Raw genomic sequence first — 1,927 nt, 5'->3', positions numbered from 1 at the left:
GAAACTGGCAGGAATAAATTCAGATAAATCAAGATATTGATCGAGCATTTCAAGGAATTGAGGTTTATCATTTTGAGCCCAATCTTTGGCCTGTTCATAGAGATCACCGAAAGACAATTGCTTTTTTGAATTAAAAGACATTATGATTTCCCCCTTTTAGTGTGTGGTATTTTTAGTATCTCTAACTATATTATACCATATTTTAAGGGGGAAGTCACCAAAATTTTATGTCATGAGCCCTGTTATTTCGGGCCTTAGACATTATACAAAGGACTAATAGTAAGTATAAATAAGGAGGAGTTAAAATGTCTAAATTTAAAGTGATGGTTACTGATTATGAATATGAAACTTTAGAGTATGAAGAAAAAGTATTAGGGGAGATTGATGCTCAATTTCTAAAAGCTCAAGCTAGAACTGAGGAAGAAGTTATTGAAGCAGCTCCTAAAGATGTAGATGGTTTGTTAGTTCAGTATGCTGAAATAGGCGAGAAAGTATTTGAAGCTTTACCTGACTTAAAAGTTGTAGCTCGTTATGGAATAGGAGTAGATACAGTAGATTTAGAAGCAGCAACTGAACATGGAGTTAAAGTAGTTAATGTGGCAGAGTATTGCCAAGATGAAGTATCCGATCAGGCATTTGCTTTATTATTAGCTTGTGCTAGAAAAACTGTTTTATTGAATAATGATGTTAAGGCAGGAAATTGGGACTTTAATGTTGGTAAGCCAATTTATCGTTTGACAGGTAGTACCTTAGGAATTATTGGCTTTGGGAAGATACCACGTAAATTAGCAGAGAAAGCTGCAGCATTTGGCTTTGAATTATTAGCTTATGATCCATTTGTAGATGAGGAAGTAGCAAAGAAATATGAAGTTGAATTAGTAGAGTTAGATGAGTTAATGAAAGAGTCAGATTTTGTATCAGTCCATGCTCCTTTAAATGAGAATACAAAACATATGGTTAGTACTAAAGAATTCGAGTTAATGAAAGAATCAGCTTTTATTATCAATACCGCTAGAGGTGCAGTAATAGATGAAGCAGCATTAATTGAAGCATTAGAAAATGAAGAATTAGCTGGAGCTGGTTTAGATGTAACAGAACAAGAGCCAATTGAAAAGGATAATCCATTATTAGAGATGGATAATGTAATTATTAATCCACATGTGGGTTGGTATTCTGAAGATGCACAGGTTGAATTGCAGACTAGAGCTGCTAAAGGGGTTGCAGATGTATTAGTTGGTAACAAACCTAAGTACCTAGTTAATCAAGATGTGTTAAAGAAATAAATTTATAACTCTACACTTATTAAATAAATAGGTGTTTGCAAAATAGTCAAAAAAAATAGTAACAAAATGTAAATAATAGGTTGAATTCAATTTTTGGGTTTATCCATTTTATCAGCTAAAATCAATGTTAAAAGCTGAGTAATTCCAGCTAGGAAAACATCTACTTTAATATACTTTAGATTTTGGATTTTTAGATTATCAGTAATCATGGCATCTTTAAGATAGTTAATTGTCTGTTCACCACTCCGCGTTCTTTTTAGAGATCTATCCAGTCATCTGTATTTCTAATGATACTAGGATAAGTTCTTAAATCTTGATTTGGATAAGTATAGATAACTCTACCGTAACTAGAGTCAGTACAGGTTTTTCACAGTAGCAGTTTCTTTTATCACCCTTATGATTGGTTTTTGGACAGACAAATTTAGATTTGAGGTTGCGATTTTTTTTGCAAGACCAGCCAGCTGGTTTCATTGGTAATGAGGAATCTTAAGGGCATAATGGCCAGCCATTTTCATCATATTCTGGTTGTGGTAGATCTGATTTAGTATTTCTAGAATTAAGTGGTATGACTGCTTTATCAAAGCCAAAATCCTTAATTAAAAAAGGATAAGTCTGATAACTATCAAAGGCAGAATCAGCGATAA

Annotated in this window: 1 protein-coding gene; it reads left to right on the top strand. The window is 33.1% G+C overall.

Features of this window, described 5'->3' with window-relative positions; genetic code table 11:
• Positions 1 to 305: 305 nt before the first annotated feature.
• Positions 306 to 1,283 carry a C-terminal binding protein gene (locus CI949_RS20450; RefSeq protein ID WP_290769876.1) on the top strand — a complete coding sequence of 326 codons (978 nt, stop codon included), beginning with the start codon at positions 306 to 308 and terminating at the stop codon, positions 1,281 to 1,283.
• The last annotated feature ends 644 nt before the right edge of the window (positions 1,284 to 1,927 follow it).

Source organism: Halanaerobium sp. (assembly GCF_003070835.1).
Note: the sequence above shows the minus strand (reverse complement) of the source record. Positions and strands in the feature narration are given on the sequence as shown.

Bases quoted from the DNA above. Each gene is read 5' to 3' on its own strand.
- CI949_RS20450 (WP_290769876.1), top strand. From the start codon at position 306: ATGTCTAAATTTAAAGTGATGGTTACTGATTATGAATATGAAACTTTA.